Below are 25,756 nucleotides of genomic sequence, written 5' to 3'. Positions count from 1 at the left end.
CATCATCCGTTTCCTTTTTCAGTCATCAACGGGCGCGCGCCGACATGGGCGATGACCGCCGCCGCCGCTTCCGCTCCGCCATGGAGGCATTGCGCGATGTCCCCGCCCCGCGCATGCGCGGCGAGGAAGCCGGCGGCGAACTGATCACCCGCGCCGGTCGTGTCGATCACCGTGTCCACAGGCGCGGCGGCAATCTCGACACGCTCCCCCCCTGCGATGGCCAGCGCGCCCTCGGCCCCCTTCGTCACGACGAGCGTCGGCACCTGCGCGGCAAGCGCGGCGATCGCAGTTTCGGCGTCGGGCACACCCGCCATCAGGCATGCCTCGTATTCATTCGCGAACAGAATATCGACGCCCCCGTCCGCCACCAGCCGGGCGAGGCTGTCCCGGCGCCCCGGAATGACGATGGAATCGGACAGGGTGAACGCGACCGTGCGCGTCTCCCGCCGGGCAATCTCGATCGCGCGGACCATGGCGCCGCGCGGCGTGTCCGGCCCCCACAGATACCCTTCGAGGAACAGGATGCGCGCCGAACGGATCGCATCCTCGTCCAGCGCGTCGCGGGTCAGGAGATGGCTTGCCCCGGGCGCCGTCTGCATGGTGCGTTGCGCATCCGGGCTGATGAGGATGAAGCAGCGGCCCGTCGGCGCCTCGGCGACAGGCGGCGTGTCGAAATCGATTCGCAGCGCATCCATGTGCTGCGCAAACACCGTGCCCAGCCGGTCGGCGCCCGTCTGCCCGATGAAGCGCGCCCGCGCCCCCTGCGCCGCCACGCCGGCGAGCGTGTTGGCCGCGCTTCCGCCGGGAATTTCGTCGACCGTGCCGCTGTCCTGCATCGCGCGGGCAAGGGCGGCGGCATCGGCATCGGCGAGCAGGCGCATCGTGCCCTTCTCCACCCCGCACGCGGCAAGAAATGCATCGTCCCGGCGGGCCAGCACATCGACAATGGCATCGCCCAGCGCGACAATGTCATAAGGTTCGGCGGACAATCGGCTCTCCGGGCAAAACGCGAATTCAAACGGGGCAGGAAACCCGCGCGGAACTAGCCAGCGGCGGGCCGCCGGTCAATCGCCCGGATCGCGGCACGAGCATGCGGTATGGTCTTGCGGTATGGGCCAAACCGGCTATCGCCTGCAGGGATGAACGCACATTCCGCTCTTCCCGCCGATCGGCCGGTCATCGCCCCTGCCCTATTCGTGTTCGCCCTGCTTTATGGCGGGATGACGTGCATTGCGGGCGTGCTGGGGAACAAGCAGGTCGCGCTCGGCCCGTTCGCGGTGGAATCGGGGATGTTCGCGTTTCTCATCCTCGTGATCCTCGGCGGCGCGGTGACGGAGCTTTACGGGCGGCGGGTGGCGAACCGGCTGGTGCTGTGGGGCTTTGTTCCGCTGGTGGCCGCGATCTTGCTGTCGATCTTCGTGTCGGCGCTCCCCCCCTCCCCCGACATGGAGCCCGAACGGCTCACCGCGATACAGACCGTATTGTCGGGGACGTTCCGGATCTGGCTCGCCGGGCCGATCGCCTATGGCGTGTCGCAATTGCTCAACGTGACGATCATCTCCTTCGTGCGCGAACGCATGGGCGGGCCGGTGTGGGTGCGCGCCGGGATCGCCGGTGCCATTTCTCAGGCGGTCGATACGGTCATCTTCATCACGGTCGCATTTCTGGGCGTGTTCCCGATCCTGCCGCTGCTCATCGGGCAATTGCTGGCGAAGGTCACGCTTTCGCTCCTTGTCGTGCCGTGGCTGGTGTCGGCGGCGGTCGCGATTGGCACGCGGCTCGACCGGCCGGGACCGCGCCGCACCCCGGCATGACGGGCCACGACGACGCAGCCCCCTCGCCAAAGCGGGCGGCGGGCGGTATGGGCGGCGACATGTCACCCAATGGTCTGCGTGTCGCGCTCTTCAGCGGCAATTACAATTACGTGCGCGATGGCGCGAACCAGGCGCTCAACCGGCTGGTCGAATATCTGCTGCGGCAGGGGTTCGACGTGCGCACCTATTCGCCGGTGGTGGACGAACCCGCCTTTCCCGCGACGGGCCCGCTGGTCGGCGTGCCAGCCGTGCCGATTCCGGGGCGCAGCGAATATCGCCTCCCCATCGCGCTATCGGCGGCGGCGCGCCGCGACCTTGCCCGGTTCGCGCCCCATGTGGTCCACGTGGCGAGTCCCGACATCCTCGGCCACCGTGCCGTCACCTGGGCGCGGGAGCGGGATATTCCGGTGCTGGCCTCGGTGCACACGCGGTTCGAAACCTATCCGCGCTATTATCACGCGGCGTTTCTCGAACCGTTGATGGTGAAGGGGTTGCGCCGGTTCTACAATCGCTGCGACGCGCTTGTCGCGCCCTCTCCCTCAATGGTGGAGCTGTTGAAGACGCAGGGCATGAACGACGACGTGTCGCTGTGGACCCGCGGGGTCGACCGGGACATCTTCACGCCCGCGCGGCGCGACATGGGCTGGCGCCGATCGCTCGGCATCGGGGACGATGAAAAGGTGGTGGGGTTCCTCGGCCGGCTCGTCATGGAAAAAGGGCTCGACGTGTTCACCGCCGCCGTGCGCCAGCTGCGCGATGGGGGCGTTGCGCATCGCGTGCTGGTCATCGGCGAAGGGCCCGCGCGCAGCTGGTTCGAGGACAATCTCCCCCACGGCGTGTTCGTCGGCCATCAGACCGGCGAAGATCTGGGCCGCGCGGTGGCGTCGATGGATGTTTTCTTCAACCCCTCGGTGACCGAAACGTTCGGCAATGTCACGCTGGAGGCGATGGCCTGCGCCGTGCCGGTGGTCGCCGCCGCCGCCACGGGGAGCAGCAGCCTCGTCGCCGATGGCGAATCGGGCATGCTGGTCGAACCGGGCGATATTGACGCATTTGCGCGGGCGCTCACCGCCTATGTCACGGACGAAACGCTCGCCCGGCGCCATGGCGCGGCGGGGGAGGCACGGGCCGCCGATTACGCCTGGGACACGATCAACAGCGCGGTCGCCGATACCTATGTCCGCCTGCTGCGCCGGGGCCGCGCGCCGGAATAGGCAAGGCTGATCCGTTTCCGCGGTAGCGGGACGCAACATGCGCGCGCCGCGAACAGGCGCATCCGCCCGGCAGTCGCCATTCCCCGCCCACCGGAGCCCACGCTCGAACGGCATCCTTGCTGCATCCTATCGGCACGCAGGCCCGCGTTATCCGTGCGGTCCGGCAGGCGCGCATCTGGCATTCCGCGTGCCGCATCCTAGATTGTGAACAATGGCCGACCTTTTTCAATCCGACCCGCCCCCCTCGCCGTCGCCGTCCCCCGCCGCAGCGGATGCCCCGCTCGCCGACAGGTTGCGCCCGGCGACGCTGGCCGATGTTGTCGGTCAGGATCACCTGACCGGCGCGGATGGCACGATCGGGCGCATGGTGGCGGCGGGGCGGCTGACCTCGATGATCCTGTGGGGGCCTCCGGGCACGGGCAAGACCAGCATCGCGCGCCTCCTCGCCGATGCGGTGGGCATGCGGTTCATTTCGGTCAGCGCGGTCTTTTCCGGCGTCGCCGACCTCAAGAAAGCCTTTGCCGAGGCCGAGCGCGCGCGCGAAGCGGGGCAACGGACCCTGCTCTTCGTGGACGAGATCCACCGTTTCAACCGGGCGCAACAGGATGGCTTCCTCCCCTTCGTCGAACGCGGCACGGTCACGCTGGTCGGCGCGACGACCGAAAATCCGAGCTTTGCACTCAACGCCGCGCTGCTGTCGCGGGCGCAGGTGCTGATCCTCGAACGGTTGGGGTCGGACGCGCTGTCCGCGCTTTTGTCGAAGGCGGAGGATCTGATGGAGCAGCCGCTTCCGCTCGATCCCGATGCGCGCGCCGCGCTTGTCGCATCGGCGGACGGGGACGGGCGGTTCCTGCTCAATCAGGCCGAAACGCTCTATGCCGCGGGGATCGACGCACCCCTCGATCCCGCGGCGCTCGGCCGGTTCCTGCAACGGCGCGTCGCGGTCTATGACAAGGATCGCGACGGGCATTACAATTTGATTTCCGCGTTGCATAAATCGCTGCGCGGGTCGGATGCGCAGGCCGCGCTCTACTATCTCGCCCGGATGCTGACCGCGGGGGAGGAGCCGCTCTACGTATTGCGCCGGCTGGTCCGGTTCGCGTCGGAGGATATCGGCCTCGCCGATCCCAACGCGCTGGTGCAATGTCTCGCGGCGAAGGATTCCTACGAATTTCTCGGGTCGCCGGAGGGTGAGCTCGCCATCGTGCAGGCGTGCCTGTATTGCGCGACCGCGCCAAAATCGAACGCGGCGTACAAGGCCATGAAGGCCGCGTGGAAAAGCGCGAAGGAAACTGGCAGCCTGATGCCGCCGCAAAACATCCTGAACGCGCCGACAAAGCTGATGAAGGACATCGGCTACGGCAAGAATTACGCCTATGACCACGATGCGGATGACGGGTTTTCAGGCGCGGATTACTGGCCCGAGGACATGGCGGCGCAGGAATATTACCGCCCCGTCGCGCGCGGTTTTGAAAAGCGCATAGCCGAACGCATGGAATGGTGGGACGCGCGCCGCCGCGACATGCGCGGGCCGTCCGGCGAGGGATGAGCCGGTTTCGCCATTTCGCGGCGATCGACTGGTCCGGCGCGAAGGGGGAACGCCAACGCGGTATCGCCGTCGCGCAATGCACAGGCGATGGCCCGCCGACGCTCGTCCAAAGGGACAGGCCGTGGTCGCGCGGCGAGGTTCTGGAATGGTTGCGCAACGAGCTTGCGCCCGGCACGCTGGTCGGCATGGATCTCGGCATTGCGCTGCCCTTTGCCGATTGCGGGGCGTATTTCCCCGGTTGGTCGGATAGCCCCGCCAATGCCCGCGCGCTGTGGCAGATGGTCGATACGATCTGCGCCGATGACCCCAATCTGGAGGTCGGCAGCCTTGTCGATCATCCCCGGCTCAGCGCGTATTTCCGGCGGCATGGCGGGCGCGAGGGGGCGGCGTTCCACCACCCCCATGCCACCCATCGCCGGGGCCGGTTCCGGGTCACCGAATGGGCGCAGGAACAGCAGGGGTGCAAGCCCTACTCCAACTTCAACCTCGTCGGCGCGGCGCAGGTCGGCAAATCCAGCCTGACGGGCATGCGGGTCCTTGCACGGCTTGGCGGGGCGGTTCCGGTCTGGCCGATCGATCCCCTGCCCGAAGGCGGTTCGGTGATCGTGGAAATCTATACCGCGCTTGCGGCGATCGCCGCCGGACGCACCGCCGCGCGCAGCAAGATGACCGATTGCGCATCGCTGAACGCAGGCCTTCACGCCCTGGGCAGCGCCGCGGTTGCGCGCCGCGGCCCGATCGACGACCACAGCGCCGACGCGCTCCTTACCGCGGCATGGCTCCGCACCGCCGCGGATCGCCCCGAATTATGGGAGCCACAGAGCCTGAGCGCCGCGATTGCCGCGACCGAGGGGTGGACCTTCGGCGTGCCCTGACCCACGACCGGGCGGGCGCCCGAACGCTTGCATTCGCGCAAAGGCTCGCGACGCGGGCAGGTATTTCCGGTCGCGCATTACGAACCAAAGCCCTGCCCCGGCCATCCCCTTCACGGGACGGGCGCGGCCCGTTCGTCTTAGGCCCGGACCGGACCCCACCCCCGCTCCTCGCCAGAGAGCACGACAAGGCGCGCAAGCCCCGGCCCGCCGCCCGCTTCGGCCGCGTGACACCGGCGTGGCCAGGCGATAGAGAGTTGGCATGAACCCCGTCGAGATCGAAGACGCTGTCACCCAGCTCGCCGCCGCCCCGTTCGATGGTGCGGAATTCCCGTTTCAGTTCCTCGCCGCCTTCGGGAACAGGAAAACCACGATCGACCGCCTGAAAAAGGGCAACACCAATCAGTCGGACATCGCCGGCGGCGTGCTTCAACGCAGCAATATCCACATGGCGATCGCCGCACCGGGCCGCGTCGCCGCGACGCTCGATGCCCTGCGCAACAGCCCGAAAAGCGTCACCCACAAGGCCAAGTTCATCCTCGCCACCGACGGCCACGACTTTCAGGCCGAGGATATGGTCAGCGGCGAAACGGTCGTCTGCGAATACGCCGCATTCCCCGATCATTTCGGCTTCTTCCTCCCGCTCGCCGGCATCACCACGGTCGAACAGATCCGCGAAAGCTCGTTCGACATCCGCGCGACGGGGCGGCTCAACAAGCTTTACGTGACGCTGCTGCAGGACAATCCCGAATGGGCCGCGCCCGAACGCCGCACCGACATGAACCATTTCATGGCCCGGCTGATCTTCTGCTTCTTTGCCGAGGATACCGACATCTTCCACCCCGGCCACCGCTTTACCGCCACGGTGGAGAGGATGAGCGCAGGCGGCGCGGACAATACAGCGGACGTCATCGCGGAGCTTTTCCGCGCGATGAACACGCCCATCGCGGCGCGGGCGGAGGCGGGCATCCCCCGCTGGGCCGACGGCTTCCCCTATGTGAACGGCAATCTGTTCAGCGGCAGCATCGACGTCCCCCGGTTCAGCAAGATCGCCCGGTCCTATCTCATCCACATCGGCAATCTCGACTGGACCAGGATCAACCCCGATATTTTCGGCAGCATGATCCAGGCCGTCGCCGATGACGAGGAGCGCGGCGCGCTCGGCATGCATTACACGAGCGTGCCGAACATCCTCAAGGTGCTGAACCCGCTGTTCCTCGACGATCTGCGCGGGCGGCTGGAGGAGGCGGGCGACAATGCGCGCAAGCTGCGCAACCTGCGGGCGCGGATGGCCAAGATCCGGGTGTTCGACCCGGCCTGCGGGAGCGGGAATTTCCTCGTCATCGCGTATAAGGAAATGCGCGGGATCGAGGCGGAGATCAACCGCCGGCGCGGCGAGCCCGACCGCAAGACGGACATTCCGCTGACCAATTTTCGCGGCATCGAACTGCGCGATTTTCCGGCCGAGATCGCGCGGCTCGCGCTCATCATCGCGGAGTATCAGTGCGACGTCCTCTATCGCGGGCAGAAGGAGGCGCTGGCCGAGTTTCTGCCGCTGGATTCGGACAACTGGATCACCTGCGGCAATGCGCTGCGGCTCGACTGGCTGAGCATCTGCCCGCCGACCGGGACGGGGGTGAAGATGCGCGGCGACGACCTGCTCGAAACGCCGCTGGACCAGTCGGAGATCGATTTCGAGAATGCCGGGGGTGAGACGTATATCTGCGGGAATCCGCCTTATCGAGGGAGTCAGCAGCAGTCGTCCGAACAGAAAATTGATCTCGAAATTGCGTTCGAAGGCATCTCAGAATCTACTAAGGCTCTAGATTACGTTGCAGGCTGGTTTGCCAAGGCAACGAAATACATCACTGAAAACGATGGGCTGGCGGCATTCGTTGCCACAAATTCCATAAACCAAGGAAGACAGGTCGAGTTTTTGTGGTCCCCCATATTTTCTCGCGGCATCCGAATTTTTTTCGCGGCTCCTTCTTTTCTTTGGAAAAATCTTGCTTCTCATAACGCTGGTGTGACCGTTTCCATTGTTGGGCTTAGTCCACACAAAGAGAGGTCCGCCACCTTGTATTTCGATGTCGACGGCGAACACGTCATTAAGGAAGCTGAGAACATCAATGGATATTTGGTCGCGGCCCCAAACATAGAAGTTTCGGCTTCGCGCGCTTCACTATTCGACGCCCCGGAAATGTCATTTGGCAATATGCCGAACGATCGAGGTGCGTTATTGTTATCCCGTGAGGAAGCACGCTCTGCAAAGTTAGAAGCTGACGCAGATGAGCGATTTATCCGACAGTTCATTGGTTCGCAGGAGTTTATCAACGGGATTCAAAAATATTGCATTTGGGTACGGGCCGAGGATGCCTCAACCGCATCTGAAAACCCATTCTTCAACTCTCGGTTTGAGCAAGTTCGATCCGCAAGATTGGCTTCAAACCGTTCAGCGACAAATGCTTTGGCAGATACTCCTTTCGCTTTCGGAGAAGTGAGACAAAAGGGAAATGAGGCTGCAATTATAATCCCTAGGATAACTTCAGAACGCCGACCGTATTTGCCGGTAGGTCTCATTGAGGAAGGGGCCATCGTAAGCAGTCAGAATTTTGCGATATACGACCCAGACCTTTGGGTTCTTGCGTGTTTGGCCTCCCGCATACATCGCACGTGGATTGCTACCGTTTGCGGAAGAACCCGTACTGACTTTGCATACTCCAACACGCTCGGCTGGAACACCTTTCCCCTTCCCAAACTCACCGAGCAGAACAAGGCCGACCTCACCCGCTGTGCCGAGAATATCCTGCTCGCCCGCGAAGCGCATTTCCCGGCCACCATCGCCGATCTCTACGATCCCGACGCCATGCCCGACAATCTGCGCCGCGCGCATGAGGAGAATGACGAGGTGCTCGAACGCATCTATATCGGGCGCCGGTTCCGCAACGACACCGAACGCCTTGAAAAGCTCTTCGAACTCTACACGAAAATGACCGCCAGGGCCGCCGCGTAGACGACGCCCCCGCATGGCGCCCGCATGGCCCCTGCCCAAGGAACCGTATCATGACATCCGCCAAGCCGATCCCCGCCGTATCCATCGCAACGGCGCGCACGGGCGTTTCCTCCCGCGCGAACGAGATGGGCATGCGCCCGATGCAGGAGCGCGCCTATTCCCGGCGGGGCGAGCAATATCTGCTGATCAAGTCGCCGCCGGCGTCGGGCAAATCGCGCGCGCTGATGTTCATCGCGCTCGACAAGCTCCATCATCAGGGGCTGCGCCAGGCGATCATCGTGGTGCCGGAAAAATCGATCGGCGGCAGCTTCTCGGACGAGCCGCTCAGCCGGTTCGGGTTCTGGGCCGACTGGACCGTGAAGCCGCAATGGAACCTGTGCAATGCGCCCGGCGCGGACGAGGAGCGCGTCGATTCCTCAAAGGTCCGCGCGGTGGGACAGTTCCTCGACAGCGAGGACCGCGTGCTGGTGTGTACCCATGCGACGTTCCGTTTCGCGGTGGAGAAGATGGGCGTGGAGGCGTTCGACGGTCGGTTGATCGCGGTGGACGAATTTCACCACGTTTCCGCCAGCGAGGACAATCGCCTTGGCAGTCAGCTTGCCGAATTCATCCGCCGCGACAAGGTGCATGTCGTGGCGATGACCGGAAGCTATTTTCGCGGCGACGCGGTGCCCGTGCTCACCCCGGAGGACGAGGCGAAGTTCGAGACCGTCACCTACACCTATTACGAGCAGCTCAACGGGTACGAGCATCTCAAAGCGCTCGACATCGGGTATTTCTTCTACACCGGTCGCTATCTCGACGCGATCGAGGCGGTGCTCGACCCGGCGCGCAAGACGATCGTGCACATCCCGTCGGTCAACGCGCGCGAAAGCACGAAGGACAAGGTGAAGGAGGTCGAGCATATCATGGAAAGCGTCGGGGACTGGCAGATGGCCGACCCCGTCACCGGCTTTCATCATGTGCGCACGGCGGACGGGCGGATCGTGAGGATCGCGGATCTCGTCGACGACAGCGACCCGTCGCGGCGGAACAAGGTGCTCTCCGCGCTCAAGGATCCGGCGCAGCGGGGGAACCGCGATCATGTCGATATCATCATCGCGCTCGGCATGGCGAAGGAGGGCTTCGACTGGATCTGGTGCGAGCATGCGCTGACGGTGGGATACCGGTCGAGCCTGACCGAGATCATCCAGATCATCGGGCGGGCGACGCGCGATGCCCCCGGCAAGGCGCGGTCGAGCTTCACCAATCTCATCGCCGAGCCGGACGCATCCGAAGCCGCCGTCGCAGGCGCGATCAACGATACGTTGAAAGCGATCGCGGCCAGCCTGCTCATGGAGCAGGTGCTGGCCCCCCGCTTCACCTTCACGCCGAAGGATACAGGCCCGCTCGACGATTTCGACTATGGCCCGGGCGGATACAGGGACGGCGAAACGAACGTCGGCGTGCGCGAGGATACGGGGCAACTGCATCTCGAAATCAAGGGGCTGGTCGAGCCGAAGAGCGATGAGGCGCAGCGGATCTGCAAGGAAGATTTGAACGAGGTCATCACGCAATTCGTGCAGGACAAAAGCAGCCTGGAGCAGGGACTGTTTAACGAGGAAACCGTGCCGCAGGAGCTGACCCAGCTCAAGATGGGCAAGATCGTTCGCGATCGCTATCCCGATCTCAGCACGGAGGATCAGGAGGCGGTGCGGCAACACGCGATCTCCGCGCTCAACCTCACGCAAAAGGCGAAGGCGGTGGCGAGCGGCATGGCCGACGGTGATACGGAGCGGTCGAACACCGCGCTCATCGACGGGGTCCGCAGGTTTGCCATGGATGTCCGCGATCTCGACGTCGATCTCATCGACAGCATCAATCCGTTCGACGCGGCCTATGCCGTGCTCGCCAAGGCGATGAACAAAACCGTGCTGCAGCAGGTACAATCCGTCATCACCGCGAAGAAGATCAAGATCCCGCCGGAGGAAGCGCGCGAGCTTGCCGAACGCGCCTTGCGTTTCAAGAAGGAGCGCGGACGGCTCCCCGAAATCACGTCGCAGGATGCGTGGGAGAAGCGGCTGGCCGAGGGTGTCGCCGCTTTTGCCCGCCATCGCGCGCAGGCGGCCGCCCATGGCTGATCTCTCCGACGACGAACTGCTGTCCGAGCTCGGCGTCGACATCGCACCGGTCAAGGCGCGAACCTATACGCCGCGCGAGGAACGGATCATCGCAGGGTTCGAAGATATCGTCCGTTTCCGCGAACAGAACGACCGCGCGCCGCAGCATGGCGAGGATCGCGACATATTCGAGCGGATCTATGCCGTCCGGCTCGACCGCTTGCGCGCACTTGACGAGGCGCGCGAACTGCTCGCGCCGCTCGATACGCACGGGCTTCTCGCCGCGCCGGCGGTCGACGACAGTTTCGAGCCCGAAACCTTCGACGATTCCATGCTGCTGTCCGAACTGGGGGTCGAGCCTGTGGGCGGTGACGACATTCGTGTCCTGCGCCACGTGCCATCGGGCGAGGACCGGCGCGCGGCGGAGGAGGTTGCCAACCGCGAAAAATGCAAGGATTTCCGAACGTTCGAGCCGTTGTTCAAACAGGTTCAGGCCGAACTCGACAGCAAGGAACGCACCACCCGCCCCTTCGAACTCCAGGCCGAAATCAGGCCGGGCGCGTGGTTCATCGTGAGCGGCCAGATCGCCTATGTCGCCGAGATGGACGACATCTTCACGAATGCGCAGGGGCGGTCCGATGCCCGGCTCCGCGTGATTTTCGACAATGGCACGCAGAGCAGGCTCCTGATGCGCTCGCTTCAACGCGCCCTGCACAAGGACGAGGCGGGCCGCCGCATCACCGACCCGGATGCCGGCCCGCTGTTTTCGGACGAAAATGGCGAAGACGATCAGGCCAGCGGCACGATCTACGTCCTGCGCAGCAAGTCGGACCACCCCCTCATCGCCGACCACCGGGATCTCGTGCACAAGATCGGGGTCACCAATATGAGCGTCGAAAAGCGCGTGGCGGATGCGCGGCGGCAACCGACCTTCCTGATGGCGGAGGTCGAGATCGTCGCCGAATATCACCTTTTCAACATCAACCGGACAAAGCTGGAACGGCTCATCCACCGCGTCTTCGGTGCGGCGCAGATCGACATTTCGATCGCCGACCGTTTCGGCAATCCCGTGCAGCCGCGCGAATGGTTCCTGGTCCCGATCCACGTGATCGGCGAGGCTGTCGAACGCATAAGGGATGGGTCGATCACCCGGTTCGAATACGATGTCACGCAGGCTCGGCTCGTCGAAAGGGACTGAACCGATCGCTTGCGCGGCGGGCTAACGACCGGATGCGCGCGCCGCGCCGGAACGCGCCCCCGCGTTTGTATATATGCGGATCCTTTTTCGTGACAGGTATGCTGCCGCGACGAACGAAGCCACCTGAGGCCCTAGCGAACAGGCTCCTCCGCCGATGACCTCGTGTTTTCTGGCGTTGACTCATCAGCCGAAGCAGATCATCAGCGGCGTGTCCTGCCTGTCGCCACGTCGGGCCTGGGCGCGATACGGATGGAATAACAATGGAACCAGGCGCATTCGAAGGATCCTCGCGGCCCTTCCGATCTGCGCCTGAAAGTCTCAGGAACCGCAGACTTGTGCGGTATGCCGGCTTAGCTCAGTTGGTAGAGCACCTGATTTGTAATCAGGGGGCCACGGGTTCGAATCCTGTAGCCGGCACCAGCCCCCCTTCCCACAAGCGTCTGGCGAGGCATGAAGGCCGTACTTCTCGGTCGCAGCACTGCCAAAAACCAATCCCGCGCGCAGATTGGTCGGCTGAGATCGGGGACATCCGACGCAATTCAGCCGGGGCGTCAAGACCGTCCGTCTCTTGCCCAACGGCAAAAGCACGCAACCGGCGTTGGCGCGCGAGGATACGATGCGACAGCATGGAAACGTGCTCACCGGGCGGGGCCGGGCGCAAGCAGCGCCGAACGGTAGCCGTCCGGTCATCGCCGGTATCGTCGGGAGGGCGGGTACCATCCGCAGCCCCGCCCCGGCACGTCATCGCTTGCGAACGAACTCGGCGCGCAGGACCAGTCCCTTGATGCCTTCATATCGGCAATCGATTTCCTGTTCGTCGCCGGTCAGGCGGATCGACTTGATCACCGTGCCGCGTTTGAGAGTCTGCCCCGCCCCTTTCACGTTCAGATCCTTTATCAGCGTGACCTGGTCCCCATCGGTCAGGATATTGCCGACCGCATCGCGAACCTCGACCGTCGTGCGCGCCGCCGTGCGGTCCGCCAATTGCGAGGCGGGCATCCATTCGCCGCTCTCCTGGTCGTAAACATAGTCTTCGTCGCTCATGCAAAATCCCGTTCGATTGCATTGTAATCATTCGGCCCGTTTCCGCCCCGCCGGTCGCGCGTCCAACGAATTTCCCGGCAGCAGGCTCAGCCTGTCGGCCCCGATAGGCGCTTCACGCGCATGCCGTCCATCGGCATCGGTCATCGTGGCGGCCCGATTGATCGCGCACGGCGGCTGCGCTCCCCCGTGGCGAACCTGCCGCATCATGCCGCACCGGTACGCCCTCGGCACGTGCGGCACGTTCTGCGGCGCGCCCAGCCTCGCCCGGCGTGATCGACGTGGCGAAAATCGAAGGTGGCCAACCTGCCCGCGCCGGTTATCGTGAGCGGCACGAATTTTTCCGAATCGCAGCGGATCGAATCTATGCAGGACAACGACCAGCCTTTCGAGGATCCCGCGCCTGGCGCAGCAGGATGCCCGCCTCGCTCAACGAGCAGCGGCCCGGTCGCCCCGCCGACACAGGCCGAAAAACGCATGCCGGATGGGGTCACCGCGCCCGTCTGCGCAAGCGGCTGATCGAGGGGGACCATGACTCGCTGGCCGATTACGAGGTGGTCGAATTCCTCCTCTTCGCCGCGATCGAACGGCGCGATACCAAGCCGCTGGCCAAGAGGCTGCTCGAACATTTCGGGTCGATCTCCGCCCTGCTCAACGCCGATCCGAACGAATTGCGGCGGATCTACGGGGTCGGCGACATGGTGATCGGCGCGTTGAAAATCGCGCTCGTCGCGTCGAAACACCTCGCCGCGACCGAATTGCGCCAGGCGCCGGTGCTCAACAACTGGAAGACGCTGCTCGATTATCTTGCCACCGATCTCAATCATCTGAAGCGCGAGCGGGCGCGCGTGCTCTATCTCAATGGCAAGCTGGAACTTATCAAGGATGAGCACCTGAGCGACGGATCCATCAGCGAATCCAGCATGCACCCGCGCGAGGTCATTCACCGGGCCTGCAACCTCGGGGCGACCGCGCTGATCCTCGTGCACAACCATCCGAGCGGCGATCCCGAGCCGAGCCAGGCCGATATCAAGCTGACCAATCGCATTGCCGAGGCGGGACGATTGATGGACGTCAGCGTCGTCGATCACATCATCATGAGCAGCAGCGGCCACGTCTCGCTCAAGGAGCGGGGCTACGTCTGACCCGTCGGCGGCGAAAGGTCCGTAAGCGGACCCGATAGTACGGAACCGGCCACCGCATTACGCGATTGCCCCTATCCGTCTTGCAAGGCGGGCTTTCCCGATTTCCGCATAATCATCGTCATGTCAGATGCGCCGCAGTGATTTGGTCACCGGACAGGTTTTGATTTTTCCGGAGAAACGCATTCGGCGTTCTTCGGGTACAAGCGGGCGGACCCGATCCGCGCGGGGTATCAGGATGACACGCAGGATGCATCCGGGCGCCATGTCGGCGAACCGGCCTTGCCCGAAATGGCGCCGTCAGCCGAATGAACTGGATCGCTCATTCACCCCGTGTTTCCCGACGGTTCCTGGGGGCAGAACATGAAGAATTCCATTCACGATCGCGTCGCATTTTACGAGCTGGACGCTTCCGATGGCCGTTTGCAGAAGCTGGGACGCAAGCTCGACAAGTTCCTCGACAGCGCGATTTCGCGATTTTACGCCAAGATACAGGGTACGCCCCATCTGGCCTCGATGTTTTCGGGAGGTCAGCAGATCGCCCGCGCCAAGTCGGCACAGAAAACCCACTGGCAAAAGCTGTTCTCGCAAGGGCTGAACGATGCCTATCTCGAACGCTCGAAGGTCATTGGCGAGGTTCACGCCCGCATCGATCTGAAGCCGAAATGGTATATCGGCGGCTATTCGCTCATACTCGATGAAACCATCCACGCGCTCATCGCGCCGGGGGTCCAACGCTTCCTGCCCGGACGCAAAAGGCTGGCGGAGGATGTCTCGCTCCTAGTGCGCGCATCGCTGCTCGACATGGATATCGCGCTCTCCACCTATTTCGACCGGAACGAGCAGAACATCCATCTCGTCATCGAATCGATGAGCAAGTCGCTCGCCCGCCTGGCCGAAGGCGATCTCACCACCCGCATGTCCGAACTGCCCAGCGAGTTCGCGCAGGCGGAAAAGGATTTCAACACGGCGATGGAATCGTTGCAGGAAACCATGCTGGCCGTGATTTCCGGGGTGCAGTCGATGTCGACCGCCTCCGCCGAAATCCGCGCCGCATCGGACGACCTTGCCAATCGCAACGAACAGCAGGCCGCAAGCCTCGAGGAAACCGCCGCGGCCATGAACCAGGTCACCGGCATCGTGAAGGAAACCGCCGGCCGCGTCATCGAGGTGCAGCGCTCGATCAGCGCCGCGCATGAAGAGGCAACCGACGGCGGCAAGGTGGTCGAAAAGGCGACCGCCGCCATGGGCGAGATCGAAACCTCGTCGCAGGAGATTTCCCAGATCATCAGCGTGATCGACGGCATCGCGTTTCAGACCAACCTCCTCGCGCTCAACGCCGGGGTCGAGGCAGCAAGGGCCGGCGACGCGGGCAAGGGCTTTGCCGTCGTCGCGAACGAGGTCCGCGCCCTCGCACAGCGGTCGGCGGATGCGGCCAAGGACATCAAGGATCTCATCACCAACAGCTCCAAGCAGGTCACCAATGGCGTGAAGCTGGTAGGCGAAACCGGCGAGCTGCTGACCAAGATCGTCGGCCGCGTGGGCGAAGTCAGCGCGTCCGTCGACGAGATCGCGGTGTCGGCGGAAACGCAATCCACCAATCTGACGCAGGTGAACCTCGCGGTCGGCCGGATGGACACCATGACGCAGCAGAACGCCGCCATGGTCGAGGAATCCACCGCAGCGGCCCGCAGCCTCGCCAATGAATCGCAGGAGCTCACCGAACTGGTTTCCACCTTCCGGACGAGCGAGGGCGGAACGGCGACCCGCCCCTCGCTCGCCAACGACAATATGCGCGGCAATCGGACGGGGACGCACGGCTGACCGCGCGCGGACGGCACCATTTGCGCGACAAGGGGCGCGGCGGTTCGGCACCGCCGCGCCCCTTTCGCATCGCATCCTTGCAGTCGGTCGGTTCCGGTCTAGGGTGGCGATCCTTTTGATGCTTCGGGATCGTTCATGAAACTCGCAATCTGCCTTCTTACCTCCACGCTCCTTTCCACCACCGCCTTGGCGCAAGCCGCCGCCCCGCAGGAGCGGACGAACCCTGTCGAACAGACCGAAACGACGGAGGATCAAAACCGCCGCCCCGTCACCGCCCCCGACCCGCTCCCCCGGCAAACGGCCGAGGATGGCCCCACCGGTGCTTCGATCGCGGCGGATGCCGAAGCCGCGTCCTGGGACGTGAACGCCCCGCCGGGCGTTGCGCTCAAACAGGTGCCGATCCGCACTGACGAGGGCACCTGGATCGACATCGACGTGTCGCCCGATGGTCAGACCCTCGCCTTCTCCGTGCTCGGCGATATCTACACCATGCCCATCGCGGGCGGCACGCCGACGCGCATTGCCGAAGGGCTGGCCTGGGAGGTGCAGCCGCGCTTTTCGCCCGACGGGCGGCGCATTGCCTTCACCTCCGACCGGGGCGGCGGCGACAATATCTGGCTGATGAATGCGGACGGATCGGACAAGCGGCAGCTGACGAAGGAGGATTTCCGCCTTCTCAATCAGCCGACATGGTCCCCCGACGGGCAGTTCATCGCCGCGAAGAAGCATTTCACCACCGGCCGCTCGCTCGGCACGGGCGAGGTGTGGCTCTATCACGTATCCGGCGGAAGCGGCGTCGCGCTGGTCGAACGCCCGAACGAGCAGCATCAAAAGGAACTGGGCGAGCCGATCTACGCCCCCGATGGCGAGGCGATCTATTATACGCGCAATGTAACGCCGGGACCGATTTTCGAATATGCGCAGGATTCCAATACCGACCTGTTCGATATCGAACGGTACGACCTTCTCCGCGACGAGGTGACCACGGCGGTCAGCGGGCTCGGCGGCGCGGTGCGGCCCACCCCCTCCCCCGACGGGTCGAAGATTGCCTTTGTCCGGCGCGAAAACACGCGCTCGAAGCTTTACGTAAAGGATCTGAGGACCGGCGCGACGCGCAAGATCTACGACGATCTCGATCAGGATGTGCAGGAAACCTGGGCGGTCACGGGCGTCTATCCCAACATGGACTGGACCCCCGACAGCCGGTCGATCGTGTTCTGGGCCGGCGGCAAGATCCGGCGCGTGGACGCGGACGGATCGAACGCCCGCATCATCCCCTTTGCCATCGACGACACGCGCGCGATCGCCAGCGCGCCGCATCCCGCCATCCCGGTCGAGCAGGCCAATGTCGCGGTGACCATGCCGCGTTTCGCCGCGGTATCGCCCGATGGGCGCACGGTCGTGTTCGAAAGCCTGGGCCGGCTCTATACCATGCCGGCGGGCGGCGGCACGATGCGGCGGGTCACGGGGGACGACGCGCTCGAACTCTACCCCAGCTGGTCACGCGACGGATCGCGCATCGTCTATGTCCGCTGGACCGACGAGGGGTTGGGCGAAATCCGCACCATCGGCGCGAACGGGCGCGGCGGGCGCACCGTCACCGACCGGCCCGGCCATTATGCGCGGCCTGTGTTCTCTCCCGACGGCGGCACGATCGTGTTCGAACGCGGCGAAGGCGGCTATCTTACCGCCCCGGAATATAGCGACGATCCCGGCGTCTATCGCATCGCGGCGACGGGCGGGGCGCAGGTGCTGATCGGGCGGGGCATGGCGGCGCCCCATTTCGGCGCATCGAACGATCGTATCTTCATGACAGGCTCTGACGACGGGACGCAGAATCTGGTCTCGACCGACCGCAACGGCGAAGCGCAGCGCGTTCATGCCAAGGGCGAACTGGTCACCGGATATAGCGTGTCGCCATCGGGAAAATATTTCGCGTTCACAGAAAACTTCGACGCCTATGCGATGCCGCTGATGCCGGGCGGGCAGGCGGTGACGATCTCGGCCACGGCCAAGGATCTGCCGGTCGTCGAATTGTCCGACACGGCGGCGGATTACGTCCACTGGTCGAACGATGGGGAGCGTATCCACTGGTCGCTCGGTCCGACGCTCTATACCGCGCGATTGTCAGAGGTTTTTCCCGCGGCTCCTCCCGTGGAGGGGCAGGATCGCGCCGCCTTCACCCCCCCGCAGACCGGCGTGTCGATGCTCCGCACCGAACCGGCGGCGATCGCGTCGGGCATGCTGGCGATTACCGGCGCGAAGGTCGTCACCATGGCGGGCGGGGATGGCGGCATCGTCGACAATGCGGTCGTGCTGATCCGTGACGGGCGCATCGTTGCGGTCGGACCGGCGGCAACGACGACCGTTCCAGCGGGCACGCCGACCATCGACGCGGCGGGCAAGACCATCGTCCCCGGCTTCGTCGATGCGCATGCCCACGGCGCCTATGCCGATGGCGAGCTGGTTCCGCAGCAGAACTGGAGCCTTATTCAGAACCTCGCGCTCGGCACCACGACGATCCACGACCCGTCGAGCGGGACCACCTTTTTCGTGGCGGAGGACATGCAGCGCACCGGCCGCCTGCTCGGCCCGCGCATGTTTTCGACAGGGCGCATCATCTATGGCGCGCGGGCGCCGGGTGCCTATGCGCAGATCGACACGCTGAACGATGCGCTCGACCATGTGCGCCGGTTGAAGGCCGAGGGCGCGCCGAGCGTGAAGAACTACAACCAGCCCCGCCGCGACCAGCGGCAGATGGTGGTGGAGGCCGCGCGGCAGGAAAACATGCTCGTCGTGGCGGAGGGCGGCTCGCTCTACGGCATGGACATGAACCTCGTCGCCGACGGCAATTCCACGCTGGAGCACAATATCCCGGTCGGCACGATCTACGCCGACGTGCTGCAATTCTTTGGCCAGTCGAACACCAATTACACGCCGACGCTTGTCGTGGGTTATGGCGGGCTGGCCGGCGATCCCTACTGGCGCCAAGCGACCGACGTGTTCGCGCAGCCCTTGTTGCAGGCACATACCCCGCCCGCGATCCTGCGCGCCGCCAATGCCCGGCGCACCACCGCGCCGGAGGGCGATTTCATCGACGACGATGTCGCGCGCGAGGCAAAGAAGATCGCCGATACCGGCGTGCTCGTCTCCATCGGCGCCCATGGGCAGCAGGCAGGGATAGGCACGCACTGGGAAATCTGGTCCTTTGTGCGCGGCGGCATGACCGAGCTTGAGGCATTGCAGGCGGCGACCATCGTGCCCGCGCGTTCGCTGGGGATGGACCGGGAAATCGGCTCGCTGGAACCTGGAAAGCTGGCCGATCTCGTCATTCTGGATGGCGATCCGCTGGCCAATATCCGCAATACGGAGCGGGTCGACACGGTCGTTCTGGGCGGGCGCGCCTATGATGCGGCGACCATGAACGAGATCGTCACCGGCGATACGGTGCGTGCGCCCTACTGGTGGGAGTGACGGAAAGGCGCCGCCCCTTCACCGGGGTGGCGCCCATGAAAAAAGGCGCGGGAGGCATCTGCCACCCGCGCCTCTTTGCGTTCGGTTGCCGGCGTGGTCTTACGCGGGCAGTGCCTTCTTCGCCTGAGCGATGATCGCAGCGAAGGCCGCGCTTTCGTTCATGGCGAGATCGGCCATCACCTTGCGGTCGAGTTCGATGCCGGCAAGCTTCGTGCCGTGCATGAACTGCGAATAGGTCAGGCCTTCGGCGCGGACCGCGGCATTGATGCGCTGAATCCACAGGGCGCGGAAATTGCGCTTCTTAACCTTGCGATCGCGATAGGCGTACTGGCCGGCCTTTTCGACGGCCTGACGCGCGACGCGAATCGTGTTCTTGCGGCGGCCCCGGTAACCCTTGGCCTGTTCGAGAAGCCTTTTGTGCTTCTGACGCGTGGTCGTACCACGTTTGATGCGTGCCATTGTCTATGCCTCCTCAGTTCAGCCCGTAGGGCGCCCATTTCTTGATGGTCGCGGTGTCCGCATCGGACAACACCTTCGTGCCGCGCTGCTGGCGGATATACTTGGCGTTATGGCTCATCAAACGGTGGCGCTTGCCGGCCACGCCATGCTTGACCTTGCCGGTCGCGGTGAGCTTGAAGCGCTTCTTCACGCCGCTCTTCGTCTTGAGCTTGGGCATTTTCGTCTCCTTGAATAGAAACACGTCCGACCAGCCCTGGCAGCCCTTGTCGCCAGGCCGGCTTTGGAAATCACGTGTCGATGGAAGCCGCGCGCATAACCGGGCGCGACGAACATTGCAAGCCTTCGCGCACCCTATCGCAGGGAATCGAGCATGAAGGTGATCGACCAGCACAGGCCCAGCGCAATGCCCATCATCGGCCACGACCAATAGGTGCTCCAGTCGCCGATGATCACCCAGTGCACGTTAAGCACGCCGGCGCGCGTCCCCTGCATCGCCGCGACCTTCGCCACGATCCAGGTCATGAGGGCCGCCGGAAAAATCGCCTTGAACAAAGATATCACGATTCGTCCGCCCGTCATCCCCGGCCCATGCAGATGGCAGGGTTGCATGGGGATGCTTAACAACCCGTGACGGGCAGCCTAGTGATGACAGGCGAGCGCTTCAACCACCTCTTCGAGCCGCGCCGGTTCGCCCAGCGCGATCACGTGCCCGTCGCTCGTCGCATTGAGCGGATCGCCGTTCCAGTCGGCCATGGTCCCGCCTGCGCCCTCGACAATCGGGACCAGCGCGGCCCAGTCGTAAAGCTTCAGCCCGGCCTCGGCCACGATGTCGAGCTGCCCTGTCGCCAGCATGGCATAATTGTAGCAATCGCCGCCCATCACCATGCGCTTGTGATCGGTCTTTGCCGCAAGCCCCATGAAATGTTCGCCGTCGTGATCGTCGAAATAATGCGGCCCGGTGGTGGCCAGCGTCGCCTCGCTCAGCTCGCGGCACCGGCGCGTGCGCACCTCGGCCCCGTTCAGCGTCGTCTGCAGCCCCGCCGCCCCGATCCAACGCTCACCCGCGATCGGCTGATCCAGCACGCCGAGCACCGGCCAGCCATCCACCATCAGCGCGATCAGCGTGCCGAACATGGCCCGCCCCGCGAGGAAACCCGCCGTGCCGTCAATGGGATCGAGCACCCATTGCCGTTTCGCCCCGGCCCGTTCGACGCCGTATTCCTCGCCGATGATGCCGTCCTCGGGCCGCTCGGCGGTGAGAATGTCGCGCATCGCGGCCTCCGCCTCCCGGTCGGCGACGGTGACCGGGCTGGCATCGCCCTTGCGCTCTGTGTCGAGCGCGGTGCGGAAATACGGCCGGATCGCCGCCCCCGCAGCATCGGCGAGGCGCTCCGCCAGCGCGATATCGTCCGCGATCCGCATCAGTCGAACAGGCTCGACACGCTGCTTTCATCGGCGATGCGGCGAATCGCCTCCCCGATGAGCGTGGCGATGGACAGGATGCGGATCTTGTCGCTGTCGCGCGCGGCGTCGGTCGCGCGGATCGTGTCGGTAATGACCAGCTCGGTCAGCGCGCTGCCCGACACCTTGGCCACCGCGCCGCCCGAAAGCACGCCGTGGGTGATATAGGCCGCGACCGATTTCGCCCCCTGATCGAGCAGCGCCTGCGCCGCGTTGCACAGCGTGCCGCCCGAATCGATAATGTCGTCGATGAGGATGCAATGCCGCCCCTCGACCTCGCCGATGATGTTCATCACCTCCGATTCGCCGGGCCGGTCGCGCCGCTTGTCGACGATGGCGAGCGGCGCATTGTCGAGCCGCTTGGCCAGTGCCCGCGCACGCACCACGCCGCCGACGTCGGGGGATACAACCATGAGGTCCTGATCGCCGTAGCGCGCCTGAATATCCGCGGCCATCGCGGGCGCGGCGTAGAGATTGTCGGTCGGGATGTCGAAGAAACCTTGAATCTGTCCGGCGTGCAGATCGACCGACAGCACCCGGTCCGCCCCGGCGCGGGTGATGAGATCGGCAACCAGCTTGGCCGAGATCGGAGTGCGCGGGCCGGGCTTGCGGTCCTGCCTTGCATAGCCGAAATAGGGGACGACCGCCGTGATCCGCCGCGCCGACGCGCGTTTCAGCGCATCGATGCAGATCAGCAGCTCCATCAGATTGTCATTGGCGGGAAAGCTGGTCGACTGCACGACGAACACGTCCTCGCCGCGGACGTTCTCGTGGATTTCGACGAAGATTTCCTCGTCCGCGAACCGCCGCACGCTGACATCGGTCATCGGCGTTTCGAGATAGCCCGCGATGGCCCGCGCCAGCGGCAGGTTGGCATTGCCCGACATGATCTTCATTGCGCGTTCCCGCTATTGGTCGAAAGCGGCACCGGTCCGGGCCGTCCGTTGGTGATCCCTCAATGGCTTGCGTCCCTAGCGCACGGTCGCACAATTGCAACATTGGGCACGCGCCCCGCACGATAAAGGGGCCGTCACGGTCATCCCGCGCGGCCCCTCTCGTCCCATTCGGTTACAGGCGCAGGGCATCGGCCCCGTCGCCGCCTCACCCGTTGTGATGTTCGCCCCGGACCCAGCGCACGGTGCCCGACGATGCGCGCATCACGACGCTCTCGGTCGTGACCAGACCGCCCTTGCGGCGCTTCACCCCCTGAAGCAGCGAGCCGTCGGTCACGCCGGTCGCGGCAAAGATGCAGTCGCCCTTCGCCAGATCGGTGAGATCGTAGATCCGGTCGAGATCGTCGATCCCCCATTTCGCCGCACGCGCCCGTTCGTCGTCGTTTCGGAACAGCAGCCGCCCCTTGAACTGCCCCCCGACGCAGCGCAGCGCCGCGCAGGCCAGCACGCCTTCGGGTGCGCCGCCCGACCCCATGTAGATGTCGATCGTGGTGTCGGGATCGGTCGTCGCGATCACGCCGGCAACGTCGCCGTCGGGGATCATCACGATGCCGCACCCTATCGCGCGCAATTCGGCGATGATCTTTTCATGGCGCGGCCGGTCGAGCACGCAGGCGATGATCTCGTGCGGTTCCACGCCCTTCGCCTTGGCGACCGCCTTCACGTTATCGGTCGGGCTCTTGTTGAGGTCGATCACGTCCGCGGGATAGCCGGGGCCGACCGCGATCTTGTCCATGTAGACATCGGGCGCGTTAAGCAGGCACCCTTCTTCCGCCGCGGCCAGCACGGCGAGCGAATTCGGCCCCGCCTTCGCGGTGATCGTCGTCCCTTCGAGCGGGTCGAGCGCGATGTCGATCTTCGGCCCCGTCCCCGGTGCCCCGCCGACCTTCTCCCCAATATAGAGCATGGGCGCCTCGTCGCGCTCGCCCTCGCCGATGACGACGGTGCCATCCATGTACAGCTCGTCGAACGCCTTGCGCATGGCTTCGACGGCGGCGGCATCGGCGGCCTTTTCATCGCCGCGCCCGACCAGCCGGGAGGCCGCCATCGCCGCCGCCTCCGTCACGCGGACCATTTCCAGAACGAGCACGCGGTCGAGGGCATTGCTGGGGGCGGGCTTGGTCACGTTGGTCTTCCTGTCGCTATGGCCGGGATGGCGGCGTTCGGCGCCTATGCATGGGCGCCGGCCCGCGCGTTATGATACGAATGCAGACCGGGATAAAGCCCGACGCACCCTATTGCTTGAGAATATGCATGACGAGCGGCGCCTCGACGAGGCTGGGCGAGCCGGAGAGCAGCTCGACCGCCTTGTCGACGCAGGCTTCCTCGCCCTCGTGCGTGACCATCGCGACGAGCACGGGGCCGTCGCCCGCGCCCTTTTGGATGAGGCTTTCGATCGAGACGCCCGCATCGCGCATCGCGGCGGCGAGCTCGGCCAGGACGCCCGGCTTGTCGACCACCTGAAACCGCAGATAGGCCTTGCCGGTGCGGTGGCCGGTCTGTGCCGGCGCAGTGGGGTTGAGCTCGGACACGGGGATGGAGAACGGCGCGCCGATTTCGCCCCGCGCGATGTCGATGATGTCGGCAACGACAGCGCTGGCCGTCGGCCCGTCGCCGGCGCCTGCCCCCTGAAACAGCAGGCGGCCCGAAAAATTGCCCTCCGCGACGACGGCATTGGTCGCGCCGTCGACATGGGCGAGCGGGTGATCCTTGGGCACGAGAAAAGGGTGCACGCGCTGAAACAGGCGGACCGTGTCGCCGTCCGCGGCATCGGTGGCCGGTTCGACATTCGCCATGCCGAGCAGGCGAATCACGTAGCCCAGCGCATCGGCCTGCGCGATGTCGGCGGACAGGATGCGGCGGATGCCGTCGGCCCCGACATTCGCGAAATCGAGCTCGGTTCCAAAGGCGATGCTGGCCATGATCGACAGCTTGTGCCCGGCATCGATCCCGTCGATGTCAAAGCTGGGGTCCGCCTCGGCGTAGCCCATGGCCTGCGCCTCGGCGAGAACGTCGGCGAAATCGGCGCCGGTATCCTCCATCGTCGACAGGATGTAATTGCACGTCCCGTTGAGAATCCCGTAAACCCGCTCGATCGCGTTGGCCGCGGCCCCTTCGCGCAGGCCCTTGATCACCGGAATGCCGCCGGCGACCGCGGCCTCGAACTTCATGGCGACACCTGCGGCCTCCGCCTCGCGGGCGAGCGCGAGGCCGTGATGCGCGACCATGGCCTTGTTCGCGGTGACGAAGCTCTTGCCCTGCGCCACCGCGCGCCGCGCAAGCGTCAGCGCCGGCCCGTCGGACCCGCCGACCAGCTCGACCACGACATCGACATCGTCGCGCGCGGCCATCGCGGTCATGTCGTCTTCCCAGGCATAGGGCGACAGGTCCACGCCGCGATCCTTGCCGCGGTCGCGCGCGCTCACGGCGGTAATGCGGATTTCGCGCCCGGCCCGGCGGGTCAGCAGATCGGCATTGGTCTCGATCAGGCGAATGACCCCGGCACCCACGGTGCCAAGGCCGGCAAGGGCGATGCGCAGCGGCTCGGTCATTGAATAGTGTCCTCCATTTGGCCGGTGCGGGTTAGGCGAGCAAACGCCCGTTGGCCAGAGGGGAACCGCAATAGTGTTGCGCGACGGTGGTCGCGGACATCATCGGGAGCGCGAAGGAACGCGCCCCGATCGCAATTTCAGAATACCCGGGTGCGCCCGCATTCGCCCAGCTGTTCGATGACGAGCGCATAATCGGCCACAGCGGCCTCCCGTTGCGCCGGATCGCCGGAGGACAGCGCCGATTGCGGCAGGTTCGCCGGAAGCGCGCAGGCGAGCCGGTACCATGCCAGCGTGCCGCGTTCGGGCGGGCGGCTGTCGGAATTGACCAGTTCCCCGATCGACAGGCCCCATCGCGGCGCCTGCCCCGGGCGGCGGACGATGGTGATGGAGGCCGCTTCCTCGCCCGGCGTGTCGAGGAAGATCTGCGTCTCGCCCTCCCCGGCGAGATTACCGGGCGTGTGCCACGCATCGCGCACGCCCGTCACGACAGGCGGCGCCGCGGGGTCGAGCAGCTGCGCCGACAATTCGCGCAGCCGGGCCGTGCCGACCGCCTCGACCGGCAGCATCGCATCCGGCGCGACAAGCTGCAACTCGCCGGGACGTCCGGGTACGGGGCGCGCGAACAGCACGACGTCGCGATTTTTGAGCTTGGGCACCTTGCCGCGCCCATCCCGGCGCACGTCCGCGAGGAACTTGAGCTTTTGCCCCACCGGGGTCGTGCCCGCGATGAGGCGATTCGTTTCGACCTCCACATACACCCGCGCCCAGCCTGCGCGCACCGGCCCGGTGCGGTCGGCATCGAGCGTGCTGGCGCGCCGCACAGTGCCCAGCACGGTCAGCGGCGCCCCGGCCGCCAGATCGACGAGGTCGGCATAGGGAAGCTGCGATTCGACGGCGGCGTTCGCCTGCGTTGCGGCAGGCTGCGCCGTGGAAGGTTGCGCGGTGGCCGGGACGGAGAGAGCCGCCAGCGGCATCGTCCCTATCAAAAAGGAGAGGGCCAGACCGCGACCGAAGGATATTTGCATAAAGCTACACCAGGTTTGCGGATGCTCCGCCCATAGGTGGCGCGAGAGCATCGAACCGGGGCAGGC

The 25,756-nt window shown here is 65.1% G+C and carries 20 protein-coding genes and 1 tRNA gene; 11 read left to right on the top strand and 10 right to left on the bottom strand.

What is annotated here, in order from left to right; translation table 11 throughout:
• Positions 1–2 precede the first annotated feature (2 nt).
• Positions 3–989, bottom strand: coding sequence for an adenosine kinase (locus tag Q0897_RS00600; protein ID WP_299306956.1), 987 nt, complete (start codon positions 987–989; stop codon positions 3–5).
• A 150-nt stretch (positions 990–1,139) separates the two neighbouring features.
• Between Q0897_RS00600 and Q0897_RS00595 the strand changes: the two genes are divergently transcribed.
• From Q0897_RS00595 to Q0897_RS00560, 8 genes are all read left to right on the top strand, one after another.
• Positions 1,140–1,814 (top strand): queuosine precursor transporter, encoded by a 675-nt coding sequence (locus tag Q0897_RS00595; protein WP_299306954.1) that lies wholly within the window; start codon positions 1,140–1,142, stop codon positions 1,812–1,814.
• 59 nt (positions 1,815–1,873) lie between these two features.
• Positions 1,874–3,028, top strand: coding sequence for a glycosyltransferase family 1 protein (locus Q0897_RS00590; protein WP_299307550.1), 1,155 nt, complete (start codon positions 1,874–1,876; stop codon positions 3,026–3,028).
• Between the two features lie 211 nt (positions 3,029–3,239).
• A complete protein-coding gene (locus Q0897_RS00585; RefSeq protein WP_299306953.1) occupies positions 3,240–4,577 on the top strand; it encodes a replication-associated recombination protein A in 1,338 nt (445 codons plus the stop codon).
• Positions 4,574–5,452, top strand: coding sequence for a hypothetical protein (locus Q0897_RS00580; protein WP_299306952.1), 879 nt, complete (start codon positions 4,574–4,576; stop codon positions 5,450–5,452). Before Q0897_RS00585 ends, Q0897_RS00580 begins: the two co-directional genes overlap by 4 nt.
• Before the next feature lie 259 nt (positions 5,453–5,711).
• A complete protein-coding gene (locus tag Q0897_RS00575) occupies positions 5,712–8,462 on the top strand; it encodes a DNA methyltransferase (protein WP_299306951.1) in 2,751 nt (916 codons plus the stop codon).
• 50 nt (positions 8,463–8,512) lie between these two features.
• Positions 8,513–10,582 carry a DEAD/DEAH box helicase gene (locus Q0897_RS00570; protein WP_299306949.1) on the top strand — a complete coding sequence of 690 codons (2,070 nt, stop codon included), beginning with the start codon at positions 8,513–8,515 and terminating at the stop codon, positions 10,580–10,582.
• Complete coding sequence (locus tag Q0897_RS00565; protein WP_299306947.1) at positions 10,575–11,759, top strand: GIY-YIG nuclease family protein; 1,185 nt, start codon at positions 10,575–10,577, stop codon at positions 11,757–11,759. The genes Q0897_RS00570 and Q0897_RS00565 overlap by 8 nt, the downstream gene beginning before the upstream one ends.
• Before the next feature lie 344 nt (positions 11,760–12,103).
• Positions 12,104–12,179, top strand: a tRNA-Thr gene (locus tag Q0897_RS00560).
• 321 nt (positions 12,180–12,500) lie between these two features.
• Here the strand turns inward: Q0897_RS00560 and Q0897_RS00555 are convergent.
• On the bottom strand, positions 12,501–12,803 hold the full coding sequence (locus Q0897_RS00555; RefSeq protein ID WP_299306945.1) for an alkylphosphonate utilization protein: 303 nt from the start codon (positions 12,801–12,803) through the stop codon (positions 12,501–12,503).
• 413 nt (positions 12,804–13,216) lie between these two features.
• Here Q0897_RS00555 and radC point away from each other — a divergent pair, with 413 nt between their 5' ends.
• From radC to Q0897_RS00540, 3 genes are all read left to right on the top strand, one after another.
• The gene (gene radC / locus Q0897_RS00550; protein WP_299306943.1) at positions 13,217–13,945 is read left to right on the top strand and encodes a DNA repair protein RadC; all 729 of its coding nucleotides are present in this window, start codon (positions 13,217–13,219) and stop codon (positions 13,943–13,945) included.
• A 360-nt stretch (positions 13,946–14,305) separates the two neighbouring features.
• The gene (locus Q0897_RS00545) at positions 14,306–15,766 is read left to right on the top strand and encodes a methyl-accepting chemotaxis protein (protein WP_299306941.1); all 1,461 of its coding nucleotides are present in this window, start codon (positions 14,306–14,308) and stop codon (positions 15,764–15,766) included.
• Positions 15,767–15,901: 135 nt separating this feature from the next.
• Entirely contained in the window at positions 15,902–19,240 is a 3,339-nt protein-coding gene (locus Q0897_RS00540) for an amidohydrolase family protein (RefSeq protein ID WP_299306939.1), read from the top strand.
• 99 nt (positions 19,241–19,339) lie between these two features.
• Here the strand turns inward: Q0897_RS00540 and rplT are convergent, their stop codons facing one another.
• The 8 genes from rplT to Q0897_RS00500 all read right to left on the bottom strand — a co-directional run bounded on the left by rplT (position 19,340) and on the right by Q0897_RS00500 (position 25,639).
• Entirely contained in the window at positions 19,340–19,699 is a 360-nt protein-coding gene (rplT, locus tag Q0897_RS00535; RefSeq protein WP_202083415.1) for a 50S ribosomal protein L20, read from the bottom strand.
• Positions 19,700–19,712: 13 nt separating this feature from the next.
• On the bottom strand, positions 19,713–19,916 hold the full coding sequence (rpmI, locus tag Q0897_RS00530) for a 50S ribosomal protein L35 (RefSeq protein ID WP_239806162.1): 204 nt from the start codon (positions 19,914–19,916) through the stop codon (positions 19,713–19,715).
• 134 nt (positions 19,917–20,050) lie between these two features.
• The gene (locus Q0897_RS00525; protein ID WP_202083409.1) at positions 20,051–20,221 is read right to left on the bottom strand and encodes a hypothetical protein; all 171 of its coding nucleotides are present in this window, start codon (positions 20,219–20,221) and stop codon (positions 20,051–20,053) included.
• A gap of 117 nt (positions 20,222–20,338) precedes the next feature.
• Positions 20,339–21,121, bottom strand: coding sequence for a histidinol-phosphatase (gene hisN / locus Q0897_RS00520; protein ID WP_299306935.1), 783 nt, complete (start codon positions 21,119–21,121; stop codon positions 20,339–20,341).
• Complete coding sequence (locus Q0897_RS00515; protein ID WP_202083405.1) at positions 21,121–22,056, bottom strand: ribose-phosphate pyrophosphokinase; 936 nt, start codon at positions 22,054–22,056, stop codon at positions 21,121–21,123. Before Q0897_RS00515 ends, hisN begins: the two co-directional genes overlap by 1 nt.
• Positions 22,057–22,261: 205 nt before the next feature.
• Positions 22,262–23,239: a class II fructose-bisphosphatase gene (glpX, locus tag Q0897_RS00510; RefSeq protein WP_299306932.1), complete on the bottom strand. Its 978-nt coding sequence runs from the start codon at positions 23,237–23,239 to the stop codon at positions 22,262–22,264.
• A gap of 109 nt (positions 23,240–23,348) precedes the next feature.
• Positions 23,349–24,665: a homoserine dehydrogenase gene (locus tag Q0897_RS00505; protein ID WP_299306931.1), complete on the bottom strand. Its 1,317-nt coding sequence runs from the start codon at positions 24,663–24,665 to the stop codon at positions 23,349–23,351.
• A gap of 137 nt (positions 24,666–24,802) precedes the next feature.
• Positions 24,803–25,639, bottom strand: coding sequence for a hypothetical protein (locus Q0897_RS00500; protein WP_299306929.1), 837 nt, complete (start codon positions 25,637–25,639; stop codon positions 24,803–24,805).
• Between the last annotated feature and the right edge of the window lie 117 nt (positions 25,640–25,756).

This window comes from uncultured Croceicoccus sp. (assembly GCF_947496385.1).
GTDB lineage: Bacteria > Pseudomonadota > Alphaproteobacteria > Sphingomonadales > Sphingomonadaceae > Croceicoccus.
Note: the sequence above shows the minus strand (reverse complement) of the source record. Positions and strands in the feature narration are given on the sequence as shown.

Bases quoted from the DNA above. Each gene is read 5' to 3' on its own strand.
- hisN (WP_299306935.1), bottom strand. From the start codon at position 21,121: ATGCGGATCGCGGACGATATCGCGCTGGCGGAGCGCCTCGCCGATGCT.
- Q0897_RS00545 (WP_299306941.1), top strand. From the start codon at position 14,306: ATGAAGAATTCCATTCACGATCGCGTCGCATTTTACGAGCTGGACGCT.
- Q0897_RS00595 (WP_299306954.1), top strand. From the start codon at position 1,140: ATGAACGCACATTCCGCTCTTCCCGCCGATCGGCCGGTCATCGCCCCT.
- Q0897_RS00540 (WP_299306939.1), top strand. From the start codon at position 15,902: ATGAAACTCGCAATCTGCCTTCTTACCTCCACGCTCCTTTCCACCACC.
- Q0897_RS00570 (WP_299306949.1), top strand. From the start codon at position 8,513: ATGACATCCGCCAAGCCGATCCCCGCCGTATCCATCGCAACGGCGCGC.
- Q0897_RS00555 (WP_299306945.1), bottom strand. From the start codon at position 12,803: ATGAGCGACGAAGACTATGTTTACGACCAGGAGAGCGGCGAATGGATG.
- Q0897_RS00575 (WP_299306951.1), top strand. From the start codon at position 5,712: ATGAACCCCGTCGAGATCGAAGACGCTGTCACCCAGCTCGCCGCCGCC.
- rplT (WP_202083415.1), bottom strand. From the start codon at position 19,699: ATGGCACGCATCAAACGTGGTACGACCACGCGTCAGAAGCACAAAAGG.
- Q0897_RS00525 (WP_202083409.1), bottom strand. From the start codon at position 20,221: ATGACCTGGATCGTGGCGAAGGTCGCGGCGATGCAGGGGACGCGCGCC.
- Q0897_RS00580 (WP_299306952.1), top strand. From the start codon at position 4,574: ATGAGCCGGTTTCGCCATTTCGCGGCGATCGACTGGTCCGGCGCGAAG.
- Q0897_RS00505 (WP_299306931.1), bottom strand. From the start codon at position 24,665: ATGACCGAGCCGCTGCGCATCGCCCTTGCCGGCCTTGGCACCGTGGGT.
- Q0897_RS00500 (WP_299306929.1), bottom strand. From the start codon at position 25,639: ATGCCGCTGGCGGCTCTCTCCGTCCCGGCCACCGCGCAACCTTCCACG.
- Q0897_RS00590 (WP_299307550.1), top strand. From the start codon at position 1,874: ATGTCACCCAATGGTCTGCGTGTCGCGCTCTTCAGCGGCAATTACAAT.
- Q0897_RS00515 (WP_202083405.1), bottom strand. From the start codon at position 22,056: ATGAAGATCATGTCGGGCAATGCCAACCTGCCGCTGGCGCGGGCCATC.
- Q0897_RS00565 (WP_299306947.1), top strand. From the start codon at position 10,575: ATGGCTGATCTCTCCGACGACGAACTGCTGTCCGAGCTCGGCGTCGAC.
- Q0897_RS00585 (WP_299306953.1), top strand. From the start codon at position 3,240: ATGGCCGACCTTTTTCAATCCGACCCGCCCCCCTCGCCGTCGCCGTCC.
- radC (WP_299306943.1), top strand. From the start codon at position 13,217: ATGCCCGCCTCGCTCAACGAGCAGCGGCCCGGTCGCCCCGCCGACACA.
- rpmI (WP_239806162.1), bottom strand. From the start codon at position 19,916: ATGCCCAAGCTCAAGACGAAGAGCGGCGTGAAGAAGCGCTTCAAGCTC.